We start from the raw sequence: 20,265 nt of genomic DNA on the forward strand, positions 1-20,265 counted from the left end.
AGGGAGCAATCACAGAAATATTGTGATTGCTCCTTTATTTTAATTATTAGATTCGATTTCAGATACAATTTCTTTTGTTTTTTGTTCTAATTCTTCAAAGTCTTTTTTAAATACAAATGCTAAGACAGCAATACCTGCCCCAACAGCAACTGTTGTTATAGCAATTAAGATGAAAAAGAATTTGAATATCCCTTTAATACAATCCATTGAAGTCACCTCATTCATCATTTTCTACCTCTTTCATCATAACATAATATTTAAAATACATAAAAGATATTATCCTTTTCTAAGCGAGATATTATCGATATATAGATATTTTAGTATAATTTCACTTAATATATGTATCATTTCATCATTAATACGTAAAATAAATAATTAATTCAAATAAAGTATTGAAAATTTTTTGTATTATTGTTAATATTCTGATTATTATTTAATTGGAAGGTGTATATATGAGTAATATTAAGAAGTTCAGTCAGTTTATCAATAAAACATTTGTATTTTGGATGCTTTTAGCAGCAGTGTTAGGCTTTAGCTTTCCAAATGCCATTGCTCAAATAGCACCTTACATTCCTTATTTATTAGGAATTGTAATGTTTGGAATGGGCATGACTATCTCTACAAATGATTTTAAAGAAGTATTTAAATCACCCAAAAGCGTATTAATCGGTGTTATTCTTCAATATACCGTAATGCCTGTTACTGCATATTTAATCGCTAAAGGGCTTAATTTAAGTCCTGACGTAGCATTAGGCGTTATCTTAGTAGGTTGTTGTCCAGGTGGAACTGCATCAAATGTTATTAGCTATTTAGCTAAAGCAAATACTGCGTTATCCGTTTCTATCACAACTGTTTCTACATTATTAGCACCTATTGTTACACCTAGTTTAATATATTTATTTGCAAGAGAATGGTTACAAGTATCATTTGCATCTATGTTTATATCAGTAGTTCAAGTTGTACTGATTCCAATTATATTAGGTTTTATCGTACAAAGATTCTTTAGACCAGTTGCAGAAAAATCTATTGATATTTTACCTATTATTTCAGTTGTATCTATTTCACTTATTCTTGCAAGCGTAGTCGCAGGTAATAAAACACAAATCATTGAAACTGGTCTTATTATGTTCGGCGTTGTCTTACTTCATAATGTCAGTGGTTTAACAATTGGATACTTATTAGCTAAATTATTCAAACTTAATAGACCAGATAAACGAGCAATTTCTATAGAGGTTGGAATGCAAAATTCCGGACTAGCTGTGTCACTCGCAACAGCACATTTCAATCCCCTATCCGCAGTTCCTGGCGCAATATTCAGCTTTATCCACTTAATCACTGGACCTACAATTGCTATTATATGGTCTAACCAAACTAAAAAGACTAACAAAGCGCAATCTTATAGTACATCAACAGATCAAATATAAAGAGTAAAGAGCAAGAGACATTAAATTGTCCCTTGCTCTTTATTTCAAAAATATATATTCTAGATGTTCTATAAGCGTCATTTAATAGATTATCTTCTATACCATTCTTGCCATATTTTCTTTACGTAAATATATCCTTGATTCCACATTTTACATACCCCCTTCTCACATAATCTGTGAGATAATTGGTAATTCAAATATAACATGGTAATAAATTACATAGGTTAAGCTATTATTACAATCTCTTTAACATCATATTTCCAATTATATGAGAGGATTTACGTGACAAAGTACATAAGTTCAATCAAAATAAATATATGAGGAGTGATAATGTGCAAAATGTTAAGATGCAAACATTAGAGTTTAGAGGAAACCATTATGATTATGGCGTTGCTCAAGCAGAATGGTTAAAGTCTACAAAAATGTTGCAAAATAGAGAAAAAGAATGGCGAATTAGAAGACCCCGCTTCGATATTAATATAGATGAAACAAAAAATATATATCAAAAATTCGCACCAAAAATTTGGGACGAACTAATGGGGATTCAAGATACATTAAAATTTCCGTTAGAAACAATCTTGTTAAACTATGGTCATTATAGAGTTTATGCTAAAGATAGTGGTTGTTCTATTTTCTTAGGAGAAGATTATATGGTTAGAAACTATGATTATAGTCCTGCTACATATGATGGGAGATTTAGTTTATTCCAACCTACAGATGGAGGATATGCACAAATCGGTCCTACTTCCAGAGTAACTGGCAGAATGGATGGCATGAATGAACATGGTTTAGCGATGGGCTATAATTTTATGCATCGTAAAAAACCTGGTGATGGATTTGTTTGCTACATGATTGGAAGATTGATCTTAGAAACATGTAAAGATGTCGATGATGCTGTTAGATTATTAAATGAGATTCCTCATCGTAGTTCATTTAGCTATATTTTAATGGATAAAACAAACAAGAGAATTACTGTAGAAGCGACACCAAGAGAAGTTGTGACTAAACAAAACAATTTATGTACCAATCATTTTGAAATATTAAGTCATGAGAATCGAAATTATATTAAAGAGTCTGTTGACAGATATAATCGAATTGACCAAATCACAAATGATCAAATGTCTTTAGAAGATGCTTTTCGATATTTTAATGATCCTCAATATGAAATTTACAGCAAGTTATTCAAAAGTTGGTCAGGTACGATACATACATCAGCATACATACCTAGCCAATTAAAAATGAAAATTGCACTTGGTGAAAATGGCACCATACATACATTTGATTTCAAAGAATGGTTAGATGGTAAATCCATTACACTTCCTACAATAACAGGTCAGATTGATTCAGACATTCTATTTGCTAGTGAATGAAAATAGGCTGAGACATAAATGTCTCAGCCTATTTTTATACTATTTTATATAAATATCTCCGTTATCTGTGTAACTTTCAATAACGTGTTTCCCTTTACCTACTTTTTCGCCATTAAATGCTTTATTTTCAATTTTTGTATTGCCAGATTCAGATTGAAGTTGTAATAAACTATTCTTAGGTGGATTCATATAAGAAATTGAAATATCTCCGTCTTCAGTAGATGATTTAATATCGCATTCATTTTTCAATTGGCTAATATTAATATTACCTAATGATGTAATCATCTCACTATTCACAAGACTACTTTTGTCGACAGATATATTACCTGTTTTGATTTCGCCTGTAAATTCCGTTAAATCTGAATGTTTAACTTTAACACTGCCTAAGTCTGTCATTGCTTTAGCATGTTTTAAGTTTACATTATGGTAAACAATGTCACCTGTATCCGTAATCATATTACTATTGTTGCTTTTAGCGTCACGAACTGAAATGTTTCCAGTATTCGTAGTAATGTTAAATGATTCGTAATTTTTAGGTGGTAGTGTGATCACTAAGTGATTAACGGTCTTTCTAAATGGAATAAAATTAGCATTAAATTTATATTTATTTTCCCTTTCCGTAAAATGCAATAAATTATTTTCTATGCTCGCATTAACATCTTGATTACCATTATATTTAATACCTAAATATTTCCCTTTCTTAACTTCAACATTTGTATTTTGCCCATTCACGATAACTTGTTCAACTTGATTGTTTTTATATACTTTTTCATATGTTTCTTGCTTTTCATATTTATTATTAACTGTAAACCAAAGTATCGTTCCTAAAATGCCAAAAATTAAGAAGATGCCTAGACCAGATAAAAATAACTTCTTCATGATTCAGCACGCCCCTTAACGAGTTTCACACACCATCTTAAATATTTTAAGATACCTTTGTAACTCACTTCTATTAATTTAAGCCCTGCTATTAACAACATCAGTCCTAACCCTAAGAAAGAAATTGAAAAAATGATATTTGTAATATCAACCCAATAAAAACCGTGAACAAATACATTAATCACACTAACGATAGGACCTAACATCATTAAAGCACCGATTACGACTACGATGAGCAGTACAAAGGCAATGATAAGAAATGGAATAATAATAAATATATTAAAAAAGCTTAGTCCTAATGTCGCTAAAATTGCTTGAAATACATTCTTAAAATTGGGTGATAACTCTGCATCATGAATGGCACTTGTTGCATATATTTTCTTGGCGATTGCTTTAGGTTCACCAAGTTCTTGTATTAAACTTTGTTCATCTTCTGATTCAAAAAATTTCGTTTCATATTCGTACATTATTTTATCTCGCTCTACTTTAGGCAGTCGAGATAATTCATCCTCAAGGTAATTAAGGAAGGTTATTTTATCCATAGAAATACCCCTTATATTCTGAAGTTAACCTTACATTATTCATTATTTTACCATTCTTTTTACAAACAAACTTATATTATCATTTGAATTATTTGATTTCAAGTTATACCCATATGCTATACTAATTTCAATATACAAATAAGGGGGTAATGATGTGAAAGAATTAATAAAACCGAGTAAGCTTTCTAAAGGCGATACTGTAGCAATTGTCTCGCCTTCTTCAGGATTAGCTGGCGAAAAAGACATATTATGGAGAACTGAAGTTGGTATACAAAGATTAAAGGATGAGTTCGGATTAAATGTCAAAGTCATGCCACACGCATTAAAAGGCGCTGACTATACTTATAATCATCCAGAAAAACGAGTAGAAGATTTACATCAAGCACTTCAAGATCCAGAAGTTAAAGCTATTATCTGTACATTAGGCGGAGATGATTCTGTTAGATTGTGGCCATACATAGATTTAAATATTATTAAGGATAACCCTAAAATTTTCAGTGGCTATTCAGACACGACTGCACTTCATTTCATGTTTAATCAAGCAGGTGTTTCAAGCTTTTATGGACCATTGTTATTAACTGATTTTGCCGAAAATGTTCAAATGGATGACTACACTGTTCAATCGATCAATCAAACGTGGTTCCAAAATGGTGTTGTCGGTAATGTACCTACTTCACCACAAATTAGAAAATACGGTTTACAGTGGGATGAAAAGAATAAAAATATTAATCGTGAATCTTTTGATAATAACGGATATGAAATTCTAAATGGTTCTGGCAAAGCTACTGGACATCTTATTGGCGGTTGTATGGAATTATTCCATTCCTTAAAAGCTACTGACGTGTTCCCTAATAAAGACGTCTTTGATGGTGCTATTCTTTTCATTGAGACTGCTGAAGTTCATGCCCCACCATGGCTGATGGAAGATTATGTCCGTGCATTTGGTTCTATGGGTATTTTTGATAGAATTAATGGCGTTATTATCGGAAGACCTCAAGACGATATATACTATGAAGAATATAAAGAAGTCTGGGTTAAAATGTTAAAAGAGTGGCATCAAGAAGATATGCCCGTTTTCTATAATGCTAGTTTTGGACATAATGAACCTAAATGCATTATTCCATACGGTGCACAAGCTGAATTAGATGTCGATAATAAGACATTTACAATAATCGATAATGCTGTAGATTAATTATTCATTTTAAAGTATTGTACTTTGCGAAATATTTCAGAATTGTTATAATATTAAGTATATCAAAGGGGGATTTTTACAATGACAAAGTTAGCTACATACTATGAACAGGCACAATCCATTAAAGAATATGTTAATGAGATGACAACAAATAAAGAGCAATTACTCGATATTTATCAATCTTTCCAATTACCTAAAAATGATGAACGATTAGATAAAATTAAAGATAAAAATTATAAAGTACTTGTGATTACTGAAGATTGGTGTGGAGATGCAATGATGAACATACCTGTTCTATTAAACATTGCTGATTACGCTAATATTGAAGTGAAAGCTTTCCATCGTGATGAAGATACAAATTTAATTGATCAATACTTAACAAATGGTACTGCTCGCTCTATACCTATTTTTGTATTTTTAAATGACAAACATGAACAAGAACATGTTTGGGGACCAAGAGCAATCAGCGTCCAAAAATTTGTAGAAAATATTCGTAAAGATTTACCAAGTAAAGACGATCCAACATATGCTGAAAAAGAAAAAGAAGTACATCATAGCATCCATGAAACTTATCAAAATAAAACAGAATTTTGGGATGACGTATACGAATCAATCGTTAGTTCAATTTCATAATTAAACGTATAAAGGCTCGGACTAAATGTCCGAGCCTTATTTATGTATATGCGCCCCTATTCACTTAGGAGAATTTCTCGCCATCCCCATGGCTACTAATATAACTATACTTCAAATCAATAAAAACTGAAAATTCATGTTATTAAAGTTAACATATAAAAATTGGCAAGTGAAAAGCGCTCGTCCGGGAATTAACGAGCGCTTTTCGGGGAAGGGTTATTAATTAAGGAAACATGTATTTTTATAAAGCCGGGAAACTTTATAAAAATATCTTGAATCATTTTATGATCCATTTCAACGTTACAATTACAGATAACTATCAAAACACGTTCTACACAAAGTCATTTACAATCATGAAAAAAACATATACGAAATAGTTTTGAGGAATTGAATGGATTGTGCTTCGTGTTGTGTTATCTATGACTAAAGTATATCAGTGAGATAGGAATTTTTGTTGATTCATTCTTAACTCAAATATTTCATTTCTTAAGTGTATTTTACAACTATTTTTTTAACAGTTAGGCATGCCTAACTGTTAAAAAGACGATGAAATCAACATGCAATCATGCTGCCTAACTGTTCAATACTGTCACTTTTTTTAAATTTTTGATTGCTGAATATTCTGAATTTAGCTATAATGACATCAATTGGACACAATTACTATAGGGGGAATATGATGAACAAGAAAATCAAAAACAGGTGGCTTATTGCAGTTGCAGCTGTTGGAATACATATTTCAATAGGATCTGTTTATTCATGGAGTGTATTCACGAAACATATTCAAAATGATTTAGGCTTTACTTTAAGTGAAGTATCTAGAATATTTAGTATCGCAATATTGTTTTTAGGACTTTCTGCAGCTTTTATGGGACATTTCGTTGAGAAATTTGGACCACGTTTATCCGGACTTGTTTCTACGATATTTTTCATCTCAGGATTGTTACTTTCTAGTTATGCAATTTCCGTTGAGAGCTTGCCCTTACTTTACTTAGGATATGGTGTATTATCAGGTATTGGACTTGGTATTGGTTATATTGCACCTGTATCTACATTAGTGAAATGGTTCCCCGATAAGCGTGGTATGGCTACAGGATTAGCAATTATGGGATTTGGATTCGCATCAATGATTGCCAGTCCAGTTATAGAATTTCTCATAACACATTTTAATCTTGTATCGACTTTTATCATTTTAGCAGTCGTGTATTGTATTATCATGCTGATCTCTAGTTTATATTTAGAAAGACCACCGGAATATTATAGACCTAATAGTTTTAATCCTCAAAAAGATAAAAAGAAAAAACCAGACTTAGTTCAAATGTCTGCTAATGAGGCCGTTAGAACTAAAAGGTTTTATTATTTATGGTTAATGCTCTTTATTAATGTTACTTGTGGTATAGCGATTTTATCTGTCGCAAGCCCAATGGCACAAGAAATTGTAAACTTAACACCTGCTCAAGCTGCCACAATGGTTGGTATTATCGGTGTGTTTAATGGTCTTGGTCGCCTCATTTGGGCAAGTATATCTGATTTTATTGGCAGAACAAATGTCTATACAATTTTCTTTGTCATACAAATCGCATTATTCTTATGGTTACCAATCGTTGATAATTCAATGCTATTTCAAATTATTCTGTTCATCATCATCTCTTGTTATGGCGGCGGTTTCTCTTCTATCCCCGCTTATATCGGTGATATATTTGGTACGAAACAACTCGGTGCCATACATGGCTATATATTAACTGCATGGGCAGCTGCTGGATTAGTTGGACCTTTTATATCAGCAACTGTCAGAGAAGTTACACAAAGTTACATGGCAACGTTATATATTTTCGCAGCATTCTTTGTTGTAGCATTAGCGATTTCATTCTTAATCAGAGTAGATATTAAAAGAATTAAAGAAATGCAAGCACAGTAAACATCAAATAAAAGCACATAACAAAACCTCCAAATCTTTAAATAAACAGATTTGGAGGTTTTTATATTCATATTTAAATAAATTATACAAATAGACTTATAAATAGTATAAAGATAATACCTGAAACTGAGATAACTGTTTCAAGAAGCGTCCATGATAAGAATGTTTCTTTCATCGTTAAACCGAAATATTCTTTAAACATCCAGAAACCAGCATCATTTACGTGTGACGCGATTACACTACCAGCACCAGTTGCTAATACGACTAATGCTAAATTAGCATCTGATGATTCTAATAATGGCATAACAATACCAACTGTTGATATAGCAGCAACTGTTGCAGAACCTAATGCTAATCTTAGTACTGCTGCGACGATCCAAGCTAATAATATTGGAGACATTGCAGTATCTGTAAATAGTGACTCAACTGTTTTACCTACGCCGCCATCAATTAATATTTGCTTAAATGCACCACCGCCACCGATGATTAAGAGCATCATACCGATTGGATAAATGGCATTTGTTAATGTATCCATAACTTCTGTAACTTTATATCCTCGTTTAAGACCCATTGAATAAATAGCGAATAATACTGAAATTAACATTGCAGTACCCGCTTCACCAATAAAACTAATAAAGCCTAAAATACCTTGAGGGTTTTCTGGTGAGCCTGTTAATAAATCTACAATAGTTGAAATAAGCATAATAAATACTGGTAATAAAGCTGTTAAAGCAGAAATTCCAAAGCTAGGTGTTTCGTCTATATTGAATGTTTTTTGTTTACCTAATGAAGCTAAGTCACCAGACTTAGTAAATGCTTCTGGAATTGCTTTTTTCGCAAATTTTGTAAAAATAGGACCTGCAATAATTGTTACTGGTATTGCAACAATAAAGCCGAATAGTAATACTTGACCAATATCTGCACCAAATTCTTTAGCGATCATGACTGGACCTGGATGAGGTGGTAAAAATCCATGTGTAACAGATAATGCAGCTGTCATTGGAATACCTAAGTATAATGTTGAAACTTTAGATTCTTTAGCAATTGTAAAGACAATCGGAATTAATAGTACTAACCCTACTTCGAAGAATAAAGCTATACCAATAATAAATGATGCTGTTACAACTGCCCATTGAATACGTTTTTGACCAAATTTATTAATCAATGTATGTGCAATTCTAGTTGCACCGCCCCCGTCTGCTAGTAACTTACCTAACATAGCACCGAGACCAAATATTAAAGCAATGTGACCGAGTGTAGAGCCCATTCCTGTTTCAATTGTGCCGATAACTTTGCTTAGTGGCATACCAAGCATAATACCAGTTAACATAGCTGTGATAATCAGAGATACAAATGTGTTAAGTTTTAACCACATAATTAAACCTAATAATATAACAATTGCGAGTGCGACAATTAATAATGGTGCAATATCTGAAAACATATAAACATCTCCTTATGAATGTGTTGATTGAAATTCTGAGATTAAATCGTATTCTTCATTTAATTTACGACTTAAATTGATATAAATCGGAATTAACGATTGGTAAATATCGACATTCTCTTGATTAGGTTCATGTTGATATGTTTTACCGACCATTTTGTTTAAAACTTCAAAATCCTCAATTTCCCCAATAGCTTTTAGTCCTAATATGCAAGCACCTAAACATGAACTTTCGTAACTTTCTGGTACTTCAACAGAAGTATCAAATATATCTGCCATCATTTGGCGCCATACCTCACTCTTAGCAAATCCACCTGTTGCTTTAATTTGTTCAGGCGCTTTATCCATCACTTCTATTAAAGCAAGATACACTGTATATAAATTAAGTAGAACACCTTCTAACGCAGCACGTATCATATGTTCTTTTTTATGAGACAGTGTCAAACCAAAGTAACTGCCTCTTGCATTCGCATTCCAAAGCGGTGCTCTTTCACCAGCTAAATACGGATGGAATAACAAACCATTTGCCCCAGGTTTAACTCTACTTGCAATCTTAGTTAAAACGTCATATGAATCAACGCCAAGTCTTTTAGCTGTTTCAACTTCACTTGCTAACAATTCATCTCTTAACCATCTTAGAACGACACCACCGTTATTCACTGGTCCACCGATGCAATAGTGATCTTCCGTTAATACGTAACAGAATATTCTTCCTTTATCATCTGTCTTTGGTTTATCAATAATTGTTCTAATAGCACCGCTCGTTCCAATCGTTACGGCTACTTCTCCTTCACGATAGCTATTAACACCTAAATTGGACAATACGCCATCTGAAGCGCCGATTACAATCGGTGTATCTTCATTGATGCCCATAATATCAGCATAATTCTTTTTAACTTGCTTCATAATATGTGTTGTTGACACTAATTCTGGTAATTGCGTTTCATTAATTTCAAGTAAGTTTAAGACATCTTTATCCCAATTTAATGTATTCAAATTCATCATACCCGTCGCTGAACCAATTGAGTGGTCCATAACGTATGTTTCAAATAATTGATAGAATACATAAGTCTTAATATCTATCCATTTCTCAGTGTTTTTAAATATATCGGCATGTTCATGTTTTAACCAATAAATTTTTGATAATGGAGACATTGGATGAATGGGTGTACCCGTTCTTTTATATATTTCTATACCGTTATGTTCATTATTAATCTTATCTGCGTATTCACTTGCTCTATTATCTGCCCAAGTGATACATTCAGTTAATGGCTGATTGTTTTTATCCATTGCTATCAAGCTGTGCATCGCACTACTGAAACTTAATAATTTGATTTCTTCTGGCTTAGCACCAACTTCTCTAATCACTTTTTTTACTGTAAATAGTACAGCGTCGAATATTTCTGCAGGACTTTCTTCTGCAACGCCAATCTCATGGGTCGTCATTGGATATTCTATATTATGTTTTTTCAAAAAGTTCCCTTCGCTATCATAAATAACAGCTTTAGTACTCGTTGTACCAATATCTACACCAATCATATATTTCATTACAAAATCCTACTTTCTATCTATATTAGTTTGAGAATTCCACAAGACATCAATTTGTTCATCAACGTCATCGAAATTTAAATGAAATGCTTCTTTCATTTTATTTCTGTCTTTATTTTCAATCGCTTCAATATATACTTTATGGTTATGAATAACTCTTTTAAAATCTTCAGGTTCATTCTGCATTCTTTTTCTCATTGAAATTAAAACTAAACATTCCATAACAGGCGTTAAATTATGCCATATCATTTCAATGTATTGATGGTGAATAGCAGTGATCATCGATTCATGGAATTGTAGGTCCAATCTCGTGAATTCATCTGCATCTTCAAATTCAACAGCTACAGTCATCATTTTTAATATTTTATTCAGCTGTTTAATCACTTCTTCATTATTTTCAACGAGTAATCTTTCAAATACAAATGACTCTAACATTAACCTAATATCATATATTTCTTTTTGGTTAGCTTTAGATAACCCCATAACAACTGCTCCCATACGTTCTAAAGATATAAGCCCATCTTGTTGCAGGAGTTTAAGTGCATCTCTTACTGGCGATCGACTCACTTCAAATTGTTGAGCAATTTTATTTTCACTTAACTTATCGCCTTCTTCTATAATCTTACTTATAATTGCTAGTCTAAGTTCACTCGCTACTTGCTCTCCCGTTGAACGATGCTTTAACCATTCGCTTGGATAATGATAATGATGTTTCATAAAATACCTCCAAACTTCGTATACTTGTATACAAGTTATTGTAAACGTTTTCGAATTATTTGTAAACGGTTACTGCTTATTTTTTAAAATACAAAAAAAGAGTTCAGGATTTTTTTAATCCCAAACTCTTATATATATAACGCTATTCTATTGATAATCGATTTAGTACAACTTCCCCTAATGCTTTACTCGCCGTTAATAAAGCATCTTCATTTACGACAAATTTTGGACTATGGTTAAAATGCGCTTTCTCAATTCCATATGGTTTACATCCGACAAAGAAAAATGTACCTGGTATTTTCTCAAGATATATCGCAAAGTCTTCAGAACTCGTTAATTGTTCATGTTCTTTTAAAGATTCAAAATAATCACCTTGACTCGTTGCCAAAATATCTATTAAATAATCTGTTTGTTTATAGTGATTGACTAGTGGAATACAATCTAATTCATATTTAAACTCACATTGAATATTAAATGTATCTTCTAATCCTCTAATTAACTGCTCGATTTCATCATGGATTTGATGACCTATACGGCTTTCCATATATCTTACATCACCAGCTAATTCCACACTATCTTGGATAACATTTAATGATCCTAAACCATTAAATGAACTAATCGTTACAACACCCATATCAAATGGATTCAACCTTCTCGAAACAACGGTTTGAACATTCGTTACGAAAGTACTTGCTGCCATAATTGCATCATTCGCTAGGTGTGGACTTGATCCATGTCCACCTTTTCCTTTAACTTTAAGGTGAAATAATGATCGACCACCCATTGTAGGACCTTTCCTATATGAAATAACATCAGGTGTATAATCAGGGAATAAATGAATACCATAGATTTCGTCCACACCATTTAAATATCCTGACTGCATCATGTCAATTGCGCCACCTGGTGCTAACTCTTCGGCATGTTGATGGATAATTATAATCTTGCCAGGTAAATGCTCTTTAAGTTCAATCAAACATTCCGCAAGTATTAACAAATATGCAGTATGTGCATCATGCCCACAAGCATGCATCCAGCCTTTATTTTTAGAACTAAATGGTAATCCCGTATCTTCAGTAATATTTAAAGCATCAAAGTCTGCTCGTAATGCAATTGTTCTTCCCGGTAAACTGCCTTCAATCTCTACAATCAGTCCGTAATTACCACCAATACGATTATGTATAACGACGTCTTTATTTTCATAAAATGCTTCTATATATTGTGATGTCTTCACTTCATTAAATGACGGTTCAGGATATTGATGTAAATATTGATAATGCTTAATCATATCTTGTTCTTTTTGTTCGAGCTTTTTGAATAGTAAACTACGTAACATAGATTCACCCCCCTCAATTTCATAAAAAGTAACTACCACAAGATGTAGTAGCTACTTTTTTTCATTTTTATCTTTTAATTTATCTGGATGTTCATCAACTTTATCTTCTTTTTCAAACTTTGCTAATACGGCTGTTAGGAAAAATCCTAGTCCAGCTCCGATCATTAATGAGCTAGGTGTACCGTGGAAAAAGAAACTTGCAACAATACATATTATACCAATAATGATATAATGTTTAATAAATTTTTTACCCAAAAATATCCCTCATTCTTATGTCTAATAAGTTAAATTTAACATAGAAATGAGGGATAAACCATTAAATATTCTTATTTCTTATCATGTAATGATTGATACCTGTGAATACAGCAATACATGCTACAGATATCCATATTTGTGATACTTTCATTGTTAGTAAACCTTGATTCAATATTTTAGGTAAAAAGTCTAAAGGATTGTATTTCATCATTTTTGATAAATCTTCCCCTATTTCAGGAATAAAAATCAATGCATCAAAGATGTTAGGTAAAAATAATATCAATATGATGGCAGTAGTATAAACAACTGCTGATTTACCAGTTAATAAATTTAGAATATTTAATAATGTTCCGTAAAATAGCATGATAAGTAGAAATTCACCAAACATTTTGAAATAGTCATATACACTTAATTCGCCTGCATCAATTATAGTTGATGCTAATAATGTAAATAGCGTACCTAAAATCGTAAATATAATAACAATGCCGATAATTGATAGTAACTTACCGTATAAATACTTCACTCTATTTGTTTTAGAATTTAAAAACAACTGAATCGTACCATACTGCATATCACGTACTATCGTTCTAATAGAGAACATTAATAATACAAGTCCACCAAATATGAAGAACATAGCCAATACAACTTGTGCATCAAATGGTCCATCTAACGTTTTAACAGAAATCATGATGGCTATTCCTGGAAACAATGAAATGAGAAATCCTAAATAGCCTAATGGACTTTTAAATATTCTCGTTAAATCATATTTTACATGTTGGGCGATATTCATGATACTTCAACTCCTTTGTTAATATTAAAGTATTGATCTCTTAAAGTCGTTTTATTATTTTGAATAAACTTAGGATAAATATTTTTAGCGCTTAATGCTTTTAACACTTCTTGATAATCTTCCAGTGCTTCTACTGAAATAATCGATTCTTGTTTATTACTTGTTACTACTTTGTAATTCATCGTAAGAAGATTAAGTGCTTCATTATAGTTTGAATGATCAAAAATAAATTTAGTCACGTCTTTAGATTGAGCTTTCATATCATAATCTTCAACGATTGCACCATCTTTCATAAATACTGTTCTATCACATATTAATTCAATATCTTCTAACTTATGACTTGAAATGAGTACTTTAATATTCAAATCTTTACTTACTTTTTCTAATGTTTTTAAGACGTCAATCGAACCGTCTGGATCCATTCCGTTAGTTGGTTCATCTAAAATCAAATATTGTGGTTTATTCATAAGCGCAACTGCAATAGATAGTTTCTGCTTCATACCCATTGAATATTTTTTTACTTTTTTGTCGATATAAGGCTTAATGCCAAATGACTCGATTAACATATTGATATAATTATCATCAACATTAGTCCCTAATACATTTCTAAAGAAGTTTAAATTATAATAGCCTGTTTTATTTAAATATAATTTAGGATTTTCTATTAAATAACCCACTTTGTCACTATTTTCTTTGTTGAAATCCCCTTCATATTTCATAATATTCTGGTTCATAATTTTCATTAAAGTTGTTTTACCTACACCATTTTTACCGATCAATCCGACAATTTGGCTATCCCCAAAATCAAAGTCAATATTCTTGAGGATATGTTGCTTACCGTAATACTTTTGTATGTTATTTAATTTCACGATTATTCACCTCTCCTTTAAATTGTAATTGCATGTTTACGCGCTTTATTGATTGAAATGATATAACTGACGATAAATAGAATGATGGAACAGCCTAAGAATATTGACATATCATGTGTTTTAAATATATGCGATTGTACTGAAAAGAATTTAAGCACATAATCTATAAACTGTATTGAGTTTGGTACAATTGCACCGACTATAATCATCCAAAATATAATAGGAATTTTGATCAATCTTTTATACTCTGCAAATGGTAAGATTAAACTAATCGTCAACAAATTCCCTGCAATGCTTAAACACATGCCTGAAATGTCATATGAAACTTCCATGCCTGGTTCTTGTATTAAAAATGCTACAATCGTACATAAACCAAGTAGTAATTGTGTGAATAAAATAAATATTAATCCTGTTAAATAATGAGCATTAATCACTGTTGATTGCTTAACAGGTAAACTTAAAAATGTATATTCAGAATGATTTTTATTGATTCTATTGAATAGAAAATACATTGGTACTAAGAACACAATATGGATCATAACAACGATTATTCCTAATATACCTATTTTAATAAATCCATTAAGAGGTAATACGACTATTAATGGTAGTAACAATGCTGTAGCTAACATTAAATATAGGTATGATTTTGATAAAATTAAGTTTCTATATAAGATTGCCTTCATTTTATACCTCCATAAACCGTAATTTGATCTTGTTTAGCTAGTTTGATAGCTCTACTAAACTGAATCGACCATACGATTGCAACGATTAACAATATGATTGCTGGTGTATAGTATAAAAATATTTTCCAACCAAATGCCTCAGCAAATGGATAATGTCGATTCGAATATATCCCAAAGTAAAACATTGTGAATATCCCATACATAGCAACTAATATCCAAGCACCTAATTGATTAATATTTAAATGTGCAAATGTTGGATAAACAATGCTTAACGTAAACAAGTTCGTTGCTATAATAAATAACCCTGCTTGTATAAATATTGTGTCTTGCTTTACGAATGCTATGATCATGATCATCATAAATGAAATACCTGTTACTAATAAGTTATATAAATAATGCCCTCTTACAATATCAACTTTAGAAATCGGTAAACTCATATAAAAGATTTGACTACTTTGTTTATTTAAAAATATCGCATGATTAATACTGTGTACTGAAACAACTGCGACAAAATAAACCGCTAATACATTCATGAGTTCTATACTTTGAAAAGACACAGTAAATTTCGTTATAAATACTAATCCGAAGCAGATTAAATAAAGTAAGTAGTATCCTTTCTCATATTGAAAGTTTCGGTAGAAAACAGCTTTCATTTATACCACTTCCTTATCGAATTGATCTTTCTCAATTCTTACCATGATATCCTCTATTGACGGTGTTTCAACGACTACTTCATTTCCAAATAACTCAACAAATACCGAACTTTGTCTTGTTAATCCTGAGAAACCTGTATTCGTTTCTTTCACACTGATTAATAACGATCTTAATTCATCATCAAGTATAGATTGGTCTCCCTTGATGATTCGATAACCATCCGTTAAATCTTCTACACTTTCATTAATAACAATGGATCCATTTTTCAAATAGACAATATAATCAGCGATTTTCTCTAAATCTGAAATAATATGTGTAGAGAAAAAGATTGTTTTTTCTTCATCTATTAATTCTCTTTGTAAAATTTCAAGCACTTCATTACGTATGACTGGATCAAGTCCTGCAGTTGGTTCATCTAGAATGTAAAGTTCAGCATGGTGACTTAATGCGATTGCTAACGACAATTTCATTTTCATACCTGTTGAAAATTGCTTAATCTTTTGTTTATAAGGTAATTTAAATTCATTAATATAACCTTCAAATACATCGTGGTCCCATTCTTTATAATATTTACTGACGACTTTCTCGATTGTTTTAATATTCCAGTTTTCATACATATATAATTCTGAATAGACAAAGCCGATTTTATTTTTAATATCAACTGGGTTCTCACTTAAATATTCTCCAAGTACTTTTAAATCTCCATTTTGTTCTTTAAGTAGACCCATAATAATACGTATAATCGTTGTTTTACCTGCACCATTTGCACCAATAAATCCTGTTACATAACCTTTACGTACTTCAAAGTTAACATCTGATAATTTAAGATTTTTATGATTAAAATTTAAATTTTTAACCTCTATCGCATTGTCCATTTTATTCACCTTCCTCATAAATCAAATTAACGATTTCATTGAGTTCTTTAACATCCATTCCGATTAACTTTGCTTGTTTAGTTAAATCTCTTGCTAAATCCTCTATAACAATAAATTGTTTTTCTTTCATGATTGAGGGATCTTGTGATTTTACAAAAGTACCTTTCCCTCTTATGGTCGTGACAAATTGCTCTTGTTCTAAATCAACATATGCACGTTTAGTTGTTATTAAACTGACACCTAAATCACTTGCTAACTCTCTCATAGAAGGTAATGAAGCACCCGGTTCTACTTTACCTTGTAATATTTGTGCTTTGATTTGTTCTTTAATCTGTTCATAAATAGGCTGATTACTATTATTTTGAAGTAGAATCTTCATGTTTAACCTCCCTCTCTCTAACTGTGTATAAACAGTATATACACTATATACATATTTGTCAAACTCATTTAATAGAAAGCTTATAAATCAACGTTTTTAGGCATAAAAAAACAGAGTGTGTATACACATTGTATATACACACTCTGATTAATTTTATTATTTTAAGTCATTGATTGCTTTAGCGATAGATTCAAATACATGTTCTATATCAGATTTTTCAATACAGCTAAATGCAATACGAATATCAGTTTTATTTAAAGCAATAATACCGATACTATACTTATCAATTAAATGTAATCTCAATTGCTCAGGGTCTACATCTAACACTTTAAGTGCCATAAAGTAACCTGAATTAAATGCATATGGCGTCCATAATGATTTAAATTCATCACGATATGCGACTTCTTTCGTTACTTCATATCTTTCTTTTAGAATATTCACGTTATGATCAACTTGATCTTGGAAAGAAGGATCTTCCATTGCATGAATAATTGCAGTTTGGCTAGGTAAAGAACAACTTGATAAGTTACTTCTAATTAAACCTTTTAATTTAGCAACTAATACATCTTTAACAACATCATTTTGACTACCAAATGTTAAGAAACCAACACGGAAGCCCCATGAGAAGTATTCTTTAGTTGCGCCATCAATTTTAACCGGCATAATATTTTCGTGATTTAACGCTGTTAATGCTGTAAATACAGATTGTTTATAAACATCTTCAAAGAACAATCCATAATAAGCATCATCCACTAATGTAATGACTTGCGTACCTTTATCAGCTAATTGTTTAATAGCTTCAACCATTTCTTTAACTTCTTCAACTACTGGTGTATAACCAGTTGGGTTATTTGGGAAGTTTAACACGAGAATAACTTTTTCTTTATTATATTGTTCTAAAGCATGTTTGAAATATTCTAAAGTGTAACTGCCATCTTCTTCAAAAGCTTTGTAAGTTTCAATGTTAGCACTATGTCTTACACCAAAAGCTAATTTATAGTTACCCCAGTTATGTTCAGGTAATAAAATTGTATCTTGGGCATCTACAAATAAGTCTCCAGCTAAAGATAATCCGTGTGTTAATGCATTTGTTACGACTGGTTTAGAAATATCATCAGCACTTAAATCAGGATTGTCTTTTAAAATTTTCTGTTGCCATAATGTACGTAAACGTTCATCACCTTGTGGCGGTGCATATGGGAATATATCACTTGGATCTTGGTCACCAAATTGATTATATAAAGCATCTGTGTACATAATACCTTCATCAGTAGTTGCCATACCGATTGTTGCATTATACTTTGTACCTTTTGCTTCTCCAGATTGTGATAAAATACCCTTTGGATAATAAATAGATTTACCTAAATCGGAAAGCATATCTAATACAACAGGATATTCTTTTTTCAGTTGTTCATTTAATTCTAATGCTAGTGGGTTCATAGAAAGTCATCCTCTTTCATTGTTATGATACTTCTATACTAGACGAGAATTATGAAAATTAAAAGTGTGTTCACTAAATTTCATCATTTAATTTTAGAAAATCATCCCTTTTTGGATAACAAAGAAATAATTGATATAATAAATAAAGCAAAGGAGCAAAACATATGTCTACAATTACAAAAGTTCTTGTCGGTTTAGCTATAATCTGCTTAATTATTGGAATAGGCATTCAAATAAGCGGCAACTCAGGCATTCAATTTACATTCGCTTCAATATTATTTTTAATAGCCGCATTTATAAGTAGAAATGGCGACCGCAAAAAAGCTAATAGAAAGAAGTAAAAAAATATAGAGACTGGAACATAAGGTAATGTCCCAGTCTCTATATTTATATTATGATTGCTTTGGTATTTTCCAATAATCATCTTTATTTTCTTTATCTAATACTTTCTTAAATCCTTTTGATTGATATGCCTCTTTTATATCTTTAACCCATTTAGCATCTTTATTTTTACTATCTACAACAACTTGTAAATATAAATCTTCTACTAAATCTTCTTTTAGAAGTCCTTTGGCTGGTTCAACTTTCGAAGCGTAAACAATTGAACCTGGTATAACTGCATAATCAACTTCGTCTAAAATTCTAGGAATATTAGCAGAATCCATCGTTTTGATGTTAAGATTCATTGGATTATCAGAAATATTTTTCTTCGTGATTTTAATATCATTCTTATCTGCATTTAATTTAATCCATCCTGCTTTTTCTAATAAACGATAAGCTCTTGCTGCATTTGATGGATCTTGTGGTATCGCAATTGTATCTCCTTCTTTAATACCTTTAAGATTTTTATTTTTATTAGAGAATATTTGTGCAGGTACTGTTGGTATTTTAGTAATATTTGTTAAATCTGCATCTCTTTCCTTATTAAATGTATCCATATACGCTTTATGTTGATCAACGTTAACATCCACACTACCTTCTTGCAAAGCAACATCAGCTTGTAGTAATTCAGTGAAGTCTTTATCTTTAACAGTATAACCTTTCTTCTCTAATTCAGGTTTAATACCTTTCAAAAACAACTCACTATAAGGTCCCGGTGATGTAGCAATTGTAATTTCCTTCTTTTCTTTGTCATCATTATTTCCACAAGCCGCTAGCACAACTGATAAAATAAGTGTCAAAGCTAAAAATATGTATCTCTTCATAAAAACATCTCCCTCAATTCCTGCTAAACTCATCTGTTTAATTATTATATTATCATTTAGTAATCTAAAGTCAATCAAATTTTTATATGTTAAACTTTCTTTAGGAGTGATGATTATGGCT

Annotated in this window: 22 protein-coding genes; 6 read left to right on the plus strand and 16 right to left on the minus strand. The window is 31.3% G+C overall.

Going from position 1 to position 20,265, the window contains the following annotated elements; all coding sequences use genetic code 11:
* Positions 1 to 39: 39 nt before the first annotated feature.
* Complete coding sequence (locus LQ693_RS02595) at positions 40 to 207, minus strand: hypothetical protein (protein WP_049320466.1); 168 nt, start codon at positions 205 to 207, stop codon at positions 40 to 42.
* A gap of 245 nt (positions 208 to 452) precedes the next feature.
* Between LQ693_RS02595 and LQ693_RS02600 the strand changes: the two genes are divergently transcribed.
* Both LQ693_RS02600 and LQ693_RS02605 read left to right on the plus strand, forming a co-directional pair.
* Positions 453 to 1,424, plus strand: a complete 972-nt coding sequence (locus LQ693_RS02600) for a bile acid:sodium symporter family protein (protein ID WP_107565580.1) — start codon at positions 453 to 455, stop codon at positions 1,422 to 1,424.
* A gap of 332 nt (positions 1,425 to 1,756) precedes the next feature.
* Positions 1,757 to 2,794 carry a C45 family autoproteolytic acyltransferase/hydrolase gene (locus LQ693_RS02605; RefSeq protein WP_107565581.1) on the plus strand — a complete coding sequence of 346 codons (1,038 nt, stop codon included), beginning with the start codon at positions 1,757 to 1,759 and terminating at the stop codon, positions 2,792 to 2,794.
* A gap of 39 nt (positions 2,795 to 2,833) precedes the next feature.
* Here the strand turns inward: LQ693_RS02605 and LQ693_RS02610 are convergent, their stop codons facing one another.
* Complete coding sequence (locus LQ693_RS02610) at positions 2,834 to 3,673, minus strand: DUF4097 family beta strand repeat-containing protein (protein WP_107565582.1); 840 nt, start codon at positions 3,671 to 3,673, stop codon at positions 2,834 to 2,836.
* Positions 3,670 to 4,215, minus strand: coding sequence for an HAAS signaling domain-containing protein (locus tag LQ693_RS02615; protein WP_107565583.1), 546 nt, complete (start codon positions 4,213 to 4,215; stop codon positions 3,670 to 3,672). The genes LQ693_RS02610 and LQ693_RS02615 overlap by 4 nt, the downstream gene beginning before the upstream one ends.
* Positions 4,216 to 4,369: 154 nt before the next feature.
* On the opposite strand from LQ693_RS02615, the gene LQ693_RS02620 reads away from it, so the two are divergent.
* From LQ693_RS02620 to LQ693_RS02630, 3 genes are all read left to right on the plus strand, one after another.
* Positions 4,370 to 5,407, plus strand: coding sequence for a S66 family peptidase (locus LQ693_RS02620; protein WP_107565584.1), 1,038 nt, complete (start codon positions 4,370 to 4,372; stop codon positions 5,405 to 5,407).
* 81 nt (positions 5,408 to 5,488) lie between these two features.
* Positions 5,489 to 6,040: a thioredoxin family protein gene (locus tag LQ693_RS02625; RefSeq protein WP_107565585.1), complete on the plus strand. Its 552-nt coding sequence runs from the start codon at positions 5,489 to 5,491 to the stop codon at positions 6,038 to 6,040.
* A gap of 676 nt (positions 6,041 to 6,716) precedes the next feature.
* The gene (locus tag LQ693_RS02630) at positions 6,717 to 7,955 is read left to right on the plus strand and encodes an L-lactate MFS transporter (protein ID WP_103360846.1); all 1,239 of its coding nucleotides are present in this window, start codon (positions 6,717 to 6,719) and stop codon (positions 7,953 to 7,955) included.
* An 82-nt stretch (positions 7,956 to 8,037) separates the two neighbouring features.
* Here the strand turns inward: LQ693_RS02630 and LQ693_RS02635 are convergent, their stop codons facing one another.
* The 12 genes from LQ693_RS02635 to LQ693_RS02690 form a co-directional block, all read right to left on the minus strand.
* Positions 8,038 to 9,396: a gluconate:H+ symporter gene (locus tag LQ693_RS02635; RefSeq protein WP_107565586.1), complete on the minus strand. Its 1,359-nt coding sequence runs from the start codon at positions 9,394 to 9,396 to the stop codon at positions 8,038 to 8,040.
* Positions 9,397 to 9,408: 12 nt separating this feature from the next.
* Positions 9,409 to 10,944: a gluconokinase gene (gntK, locus tag LQ693_RS02640; RefSeq protein ID WP_103360845.1), complete on the minus strand. Its 1,536-nt coding sequence runs from the start codon at positions 10,942 to 10,944 to the stop codon at positions 9,409 to 9,411.
* A gap of 9 nt (positions 10,945 to 10,953) precedes the next feature.
* A complete protein-coding gene (locus LQ693_RS02645; protein ID WP_025905083.1) occupies positions 10,954 to 11,661 on the minus strand; it encodes a GntR family transcriptional regulator in 708 nt (235 codons plus the stop codon).
* Positions 11,662 to 11,803: 142 nt separating this feature from the next.
* On the minus strand, positions 11,804 to 12,994 hold the full coding sequence (locus tag LQ693_RS02650; RefSeq protein WP_103360844.1) for an amidohydrolase: 1,191 nt from the start codon (positions 12,992 to 12,994) through the stop codon (positions 11,804 to 11,806).
* A gap of 51 nt (positions 12,995 to 13,045) precedes the next feature.
* Positions 13,046 to 13,249, minus strand: coding sequence for a hypothetical protein (locus LQ693_RS02655; protein ID WP_025905081.1), 204 nt, complete (start codon positions 13,247 to 13,249; stop codon positions 13,046 to 13,048).
* A gap of 61 nt (positions 13,250 to 13,310) precedes the next feature.
* Positions 13,311 to 14,039 (minus strand): ABC transporter permease subunit, encoded by a 729-nt coding sequence (locus LQ693_RS02660; protein ID WP_107565587.1) that lies wholly within the window; start codon positions 14,037 to 14,039, stop codon positions 13,311 to 13,313.
* Complete coding sequence (gene pmtC, locus LQ693_RS02665; RefSeq protein WP_107565588.1) at positions 14,036 to 14,908, minus strand: phenol-soluble modulin export ABC transporter ATP-binding protein PmtC; 873 nt, start codon at positions 14,906 to 14,908, stop codon at positions 14,036 to 14,038. Before pmtC ends, LQ693_RS02660 begins: the two co-directional genes overlap by 4 nt.
* Positions 14,909 to 14,925: 17 nt before the next feature.
* Complete coding sequence (gene pmtB, locus LQ693_RS02670) at positions 14,926 to 15,591, minus strand: phenol-soluble modulin export ABC transporter permease subunit PmtB (protein WP_103360841.1); 666 nt, start codon at positions 15,589 to 15,591, stop codon at positions 14,926 to 14,928.
* Positions 15,588 to 16,244 (minus strand): ABC-2 transporter permease, encoded by a 657-nt coding sequence (locus LQ693_RS02675; protein ID WP_103360840.1) that lies wholly within the window; start codon positions 16,242 to 16,244, stop codon positions 15,588 to 15,590. The genes pmtB and LQ693_RS02675 overlap by 4 nt, the downstream gene beginning before the upstream one ends.
* Entirely contained in the window at positions 16,245 to 17,120 is an 876-nt protein-coding gene (gene pmtA, locus LQ693_RS02680) for a phenol-soluble modulin export ABC transporter ATP-binding protein PmtA (protein ID WP_107565589.1), read from the minus strand.
* 1 nt (position 17,121) lies between these two features.
* Positions 17,122 to 17,499 (minus strand): PSM export ABC transporter transcriptional regulator PmtR, encoded by a 378-nt coding sequence (gene pmtR, locus LQ693_RS02685; protein ID WP_025905075.1) that lies wholly within the window; start codon positions 17,497 to 17,499, stop codon positions 17,122 to 17,124.
* A gap of 156 nt (positions 17,500 to 17,655) precedes the next feature.
* Positions 17,656 to 18,939 (minus strand): aminotransferase class I/II-fold pyridoxal phosphate-dependent enzyme, encoded by a 1,284-nt coding sequence (locus tag LQ693_RS02690; RefSeq protein ID WP_103360838.1) that lies wholly within the window; start codon positions 18,937 to 18,939, stop codon positions 17,656 to 17,658.
* Positions 18,940 to 19,103: 164 nt separating this feature from the next.
* Between LQ693_RS02690 and LQ693_RS02695 the strand changes: the two genes are divergently transcribed.
* Complete coding sequence (locus LQ693_RS02695; protein WP_037589573.1) at positions 19,104 to 19,280, plus strand: hypothetical protein; 177 nt, start codon at positions 19,104 to 19,106, stop codon at positions 19,278 to 19,280.
* Positions 19,281 to 19,331: 51 nt separating this feature from the next.
* On the opposite strand, the gene LQ693_RS02700 is transcribed toward LQ693_RS02695, so the two are convergent.
* Positions 19,332 to 20,144, minus strand: a complete 813-nt coding sequence (locus tag LQ693_RS02700) for a MetQ/NlpA family ABC transporter substrate-binding protein (protein ID WP_107565590.1) — start codon at positions 20,142 to 20,144, stop codon at positions 19,332 to 19,334.
* Positions 20,145 to 20,265: the final 121 nt, after the last annotated feature.

It is taken from the genome of Mammaliicoccus sp. B-M6 (assembly GCF_022386965.1).
Classification (GTDB): Bacteria; Bacillota; Bacilli; order Staphylococcales; family Staphylococcaceae; genus Mammaliicoccus; species Mammaliicoccus sciuri_A.